Source organism: Aeromonas sp. HMWF014 (genome assembly GCF_963878295.1).
In the GTDB taxonomy this organism is placed as follows: Bacteria; Pseudomonadota; Gammaproteobacteria; order Enterobacterales; family Aeromonadaceae; genus Aeromonas; species Aeromonas popoffii.
The window spans coordinates 18,509-23,616 of record NZ_CAWNYS010000078.1; the positions used below are offsets into that span (position 1 = coordinate 18,509).

At 60.6% G+C, this 5,108-nt stretch carries 3 protein-coding genes and 2 pseudogenes; 2 read left to right on the forward strand and 3 right to left on the reverse strand.

The window, feature by feature from the left end; translation table 11 throughout:
• The 3 genes and pseudogenes from AAC083_RS22850 to aspS form a co-directional block, all read right to left on the reverse strand.
• Positions 1–253 (reverse strand): annotated as a pseudogene (locus AAC083_RS22850) (phosphoethanolamine transferase); the annotation flags it as partial.
• 282 nt (positions 254–535) lie between these two features.
• A complete protein-coding gene (locus AAC083_RS03025; protein WP_005313105.1) occupies positions 536–1,276 on the reverse strand; it encodes a YebC/PmpR family DNA-binding transcriptional regulator in 741 nt (246 codons plus the stop codon).
• A 92-nt stretch (positions 1,277–1,368) separates the two neighbouring features.
• Positions 1,369–3,135 carry an aspartate--tRNA ligase gene (gene aspS / locus AAC083_RS03030; protein WP_108535781.1) on the reverse strand — a complete coding sequence of 589 codons (1,767 nt, stop codon included), beginning with the start codon at positions 3,133–3,135 and terminating at the stop codon, positions 1,369–1,371.
• Between the two features lie 431 nt (positions 3,136–3,566).
• On the opposite strand from aspS, the gene AAC083_RS03035 reads away from it, so the two are divergent.
• Together AAC083_RS03035 and AAC083_RS22855 are read left to right on the forward strand one after the other, a co-directional pair.
• A complete protein-coding gene (locus AAC083_RS03035) occupies positions 3,567–4,415 on the forward strand; it encodes a DUF72 domain-containing protein (RefSeq protein ID WP_108535782.1) in 849 nt (282 codons plus the stop codon).
• 447 nt (positions 4,416–4,862) lie between these two features.
• A pseudogene (locus tag AAC083_RS22855) lies at positions 4,863–5,108 on the forward strand (carboxy-S-adenosyl-L-methionine synthase CmoA); the annotation flags it as partial.

The following is a 5,108-nucleotide window of genomic DNA, read 5'->3' on the forward strand; positions in this document are numbered from 1 at the left end:
AGCTGACCACCGAGCCCATCAGGATCAGCAGCACGAAGAAGGGCTTGAGCAGATAGCGGAAGGTAAAGGGCAGAAACACCGCATTGAGCGCGGCCAGCAGCACCAGGGGGATAGAGAGGGCAAAGCCCGCCTTGACGTGCTCCAGCTGGGTGAGAGTGCGGTAAAAGTGCAGGAAGATGGGCCAGTTGAACACCAGTGCAAACAGCAGCACCAGCAACAGATTCACCTTCATCACTCCCAGGGTGATGCGCATAACGATACTCCGACAAACCAGGCAGGACTGGGGCCCCTGCATGGGGGCACCGGTTGTGAGTGCTCGCTTGCCGCGCGTCCTGAAGGCAAGCGCGGCAAGGGGCTGGGGCGCCCGGACACTGCAGGCAGCTTAAGTCGCCAAACTTAAGGGGAAATTAAGGCAGGCAATGCCATGGTCGGCACGATCTTCAGGTGCCAGCTCATCATAAGAAAAACGGCAGCCGAGGCTGCCGTTTTAGCGGGGGCGAACAGAGCGTCGCCACCTGAGTGTTCACGGACCGGATTACAGGGTCGCGGCGACTTCGTCGGAGATGGAACCGTTGTGGTACACCTCCTGCACGTCGTCCAAATCTTCCAGCATGTCGATCAGACGCATCAGCTTGGGCGCGGTTTCCGCATCCAGCTCGGCCTCGGTGGAAGGGATCATGGTCACTTCGGCGTTCTGTGCCTTGAAGCCGGCGGCTTCCAGCGCATCCAGCACGGTACCGAAATCGTTCGGGGTGGTGTACACCTCGATGGAACCATCCTCTTCGGTCACCACGTCGTCGGCGCCCGCTTCCAGTGCCGCATCCATCAGGGCATCTTCATCGACACCGACGAAGGTCAGCAGCCCTTTCTTGCTGAACAGGTAGGCGACCGAGCCATCGGTCCCCAGGTTACCGCCGCTCTTGCTGAAGGCATGACGCACTTCCGCCACGGTACGGTTACGGTTGTCGGTCAGACACTCCACCATCACGGCGGAGCCTGCCGGGCCGTAACCTTCGTAGACGATGGTCTCGAGCTGCTCGCCGTCGCCACCACCGGCCCCACGTGCGATGGCGCGGTTGATGGTTTCGCGGGTCATGTTGCTGGTCAAGGCTGCCGTCACCGCCGCACGCAGACGCGGGTTGTTGGCGGGATCCGGATCGCCGATACGGGCAGAGGTGGTGATTTCACGGATCAGCTTGGTGAAGATCTTGCCGCGCTTGGCATCCTGAGCTGCCTTGCGGTGTTTGATGTTGGCCCATTTACTGTGACCTGCCATAGAGACTCTCCGTTATATTTTTTAGATTTCAATAACACAAAGTGACCGGGTAGGCCGCGCCGGGCGCGGCCGGGACTGTGCCGGATGCCGGCTTATTCATCACCCTTGACGGTCGTCGCAATCGCCAGTTCGCTCATCTGCGCCTGGTTGGCAAAGCTGGGGGCGTCAGTCATCAGACAGGCGGCCGCCGTGGTTTTCGGGAAGGCAATCACGTCCCGGATGTTGTCGGTACCGCTCAGCAGCATGCTCAGGCGATCCAGGCCGAAGGCCAGACCGGCGTGTGGCGGGGTACCGTACTTCAGCGCATCCAGCAGGAAGCCGAACTTGAGGCGCTGCTCAGCCGGGGTGATACCCAGGATGTCGAATACAGTGGCCTGCATCTCGCTGTTGTGGATACGCACAGAGCCGCCACCCACTTCGTAGCCATTGATGACCATGTCGTAGGCGTTGGCATAGGCGCTGAGCGGGTTGGCTTTCAGCTCGCTCGGGCCCAGGTTGCTCGGGGCGGTGAAGGGGTGGTGCATGGCCGCCAGGCCGCCTTCGCTGTCTTCCTCGAACATGGGGAAGTCGATGACCCACAGCGGCTTCCAGCTGTTTTCCATCAGACCCAGATCGCGGCCCACTTTCAGACGCAGGGCACCGATGGCATCGGCCACCACTTTCTTGCTGTCGGCGCCGAAGAAGATGATGTCGCCGTCGGCCGCGCCGGTACGGGTCAGGATCTCACGCACTATCTCATCGGAGAGGAACTTGGCAACCGGAGACTGTACGCCTTCGAGGCCGCTTCCAGCATGATTGACCTTCATCCAGGCCAGGCCCTTGGCACCGTAGATGCCGACGAACTTGGTGTACTCGTCGATCTGCTTGCGGGACAGCTCGGCGCCGCCCGGCACTTTCAGGGCTGCCACACGGCCTTTCGGGTCGTTGGCGGGGCCGGCAAACACGGCAAACTCGACATCAGTCAGCAGGTCTGCCACATCGACCAGCTCCATCGGCAGCCGCAGGTCCGGCTTGTCGGAGCCAAAACGGCGCATGGCTTCGTCGAAGGTCATCACCGGGAAGTCGCCCAGATCCACGGCCAGCACGTGTTGCCACAGGTTGCGGATCATCTCTTCCATCAGCTCGCGCACTTGCGGCGCTGTCATGAAGGAGGTCTCCACGTCGATCTGGGTGAATTCCGGCTGGCGGTCGGCACGCAGGTCTTCGTCACGGAAGCACTTGACGATCTGGTAGTAGCGATCGAAGCCCGACATCATCAGCAACTGCTTGAACAGCTGCGGGGACTGCGGCAGGGCGTAGAACTTGCCCTTGTGCACCCGGCTCGGCACCAGATAGTCACGGGCACCTTCCGGGGTGGCCTTGGTCAGCATCGGGGTTTCGATGTCGAGGAAGCCGTGCTCGTCCATGAAGCGGCGCACGAAGGCGCTGGCCTTGGCACGGGTCTTCAGGTACTTGGCCATCTCGGGGCGACGCAAGTCCAGATAACGGAACTTGAGGCGCTGCTCTTCGCTGTTGACCTGGTTGAAGTCCAGCGGCAACGGCTCGGCGCGGTTGATGATGGTGAGCTCGTGGGCGAACACTTCGATGGCCCCCGTGGCCATGTCGCTGTTGCGCTGGGAGTCGGGACGGGTACGTACCACACCGGAGACCTGAATGCAGAACTCGCCGCGCAGTTCGGAGGCCAGGGCGAAGGCGTCCGGCTTGTCCGGATCGAAGAACACCTGCACGATCCCTTCCCGGTCACGCATGTCGATAAAGATGAGGCCGCCGAGGTCGCGACGACGATGGACCCAACCGCACAATGTAATGGTCTGCCCAGCATGGGCCTCATTGACCTGTCCGCAATAGATAGAGCGCATGGACTTCTTCCTTCGAAATTGTAGAGAGACGGTGAACCTGGGTCGCCGGGCACGACTGGCAAGCACCGTCTGTCTCACAGCTGGCCAGAGTCTTGTTCTTACCCGGTTTGAAATCTGTCTCATACCGTCCGACCCCCGGGATCGGACACCTGCCACCGATATCGGCTCGACCAGAGGCGGCTGGCAAGCGGCCGGGCAGTCGGTCAGAGGGCATCGGAAAGCGTCGTTGTTTGGCCAATTCATGGCCGCTACCGTCGCCACAATATGCGCACAGCGGCGTGAGTCACAACCATTGGCAAACAAAAGGGCTGGCATTATAGAGGAAAACCCCCATTTGGGTAAAATGGCCAGCAGCCCCCTTTGCCCTGTTTTTTACATCTCAAGGCAAAAAATGGGCGCAAAACGAGATAAACCCGCAGACAGGATCCGACATGAGCCTCTTTTTGGGCCTGCCACAATGGTCACACCCGGCCTGGCCCGGTCAATTATTGGGCGTGGGCGCCAAACCCGCCGAGCACCTCGCCCACTACGCCCGGGTGTTCAACACGGTAGAAGGCAACACCACCTTCTACGCTTCGCCGCCCCCGGAAACAGTGCGACGCTGGGCCGATGCGGTGCCCGCTCACTTTCGCTTCAGCTTCAAGTTTCCGAAAGAGATCAGCCACCAGAGCGATCTGGTGGACGCCGACAAACAGGTGACCGACTTTATCCGGCTGCTCACCCCGCTGCACGACAAGCTGGGGTTGCTCAAGCTGCAACTGCCTGCCCGCTTCGGCCCGAGCGGCCTTCCCCGTCTCACTGAATTCTTCAACCGGCTGCCGACACAGTTTCGCTATGCCCTCGAGGTGCGCCACCCCGATTTCTTCGCCAAAGGCGAGGCCGAGCGCAGCCTGAATCGGATGCTGATGGAAAAAGGCATCAACCGCATCATGCTCGACAGCCGGGCACTGTTCTCTGTGCCGGCCACCACGGCAGCCATGATAGATGCCCAGGGCAAGAAGCCCAGACTGCCGGTGCATCTGTTGGCCACCGCCAGTGCCCCCGTGGTACGGCTCATCGGTCTGCCGGATCCGGCCGCCAATCGCCCCTTCCTGCCAGGCTGGCTACCCCATTGGCGTCAGTGGCTGGCGGAGGGAAAGGATCTCTACCTCTTTATACATACCGCTGACAATGCCCAGTCACCCGAGCTAGCCCGTCAGATAACCCGCCTACTGGGTCAGGAGATGGCCCCCTGGCCGGGGGAAAACGATCGCGCGCGCCAGGGCGTGCTGCGCTTTTAGTCAGCCATGTCACCGGCCATCGGGCGGGCGTAAAAAAAGCCGCTTTTTTGTGGCTGGACGGGGCTCGGCGTCAAGACAAACGCCCATCAATCCTCTACACTAGCGCCCCAAGCAAGGGGCCTGCCGTTGACCATTGCAATTCATTGCAACAAACAGCGCGGCTCCACAAAAAGGGGCCTGCCGTTGACCATTTCAATTCATTGCAACAAGCAGCGCGGCTCCACAAAAAGGGGCCTGCCGTTGACCACTGCAATTCATTGCAACAAACAGCGCGGCTCCGGATCAAGGGCCCGGATAATGGCCCATTGCGAACAGGACAGGCCCAAAGGATCTCACGGCCAGCCACCCCGTTCGTAAACCGGTGATAAAACAACCCTGAAGGGTGTCACCCAACGACTCAATTGAACAAACAGTAGGTTCATATACCGACTGTCAGGTTGCGCAAGCATGCATACCAAAGACCAGATTTTTGCCGCCCCTATCGCCCGATTGGGGGACTTTTGCTTTGACGAACAGGTCGTCGATGTCTTCCCCGACATGATCCAGCGGTCGGTGCCGGGCTACAGCAACATCATCTCCGCCATCGGCATGATGGCTGCCCGCTACGCCCAGCCGGGAAGCCATTTATACGATCTCGGCTGTTCGCTTGGCGCCGCCACCCAGGCCATGCGCCGCCACGTGACCCAACCGGGT

Bases quoted from the DNA above. Each gene is read 5' to 3' on its own strand.
- AAC083_RS03025 (WP_005313105.1), bottom strand. From the start codon at position 1,276: ATGGCAGGTCACAGTAAATGGGCCAACATCAAACACCGCAAGGCAGCT.
- aspS (WP_108535781.1), bottom strand. From the start codon at position 3,135: ATGCGCTCTATCTATTGCGGACAGGTCAATGAGGCCCATGCTGGGCAG.
- AAC083_RS03035 (WP_108535782.1), top strand. From the start codon at position 3,567: ATGAGCCTCTTTTTGGGCCTGCCACAATGGTCACACCCGGCCTGGCCC.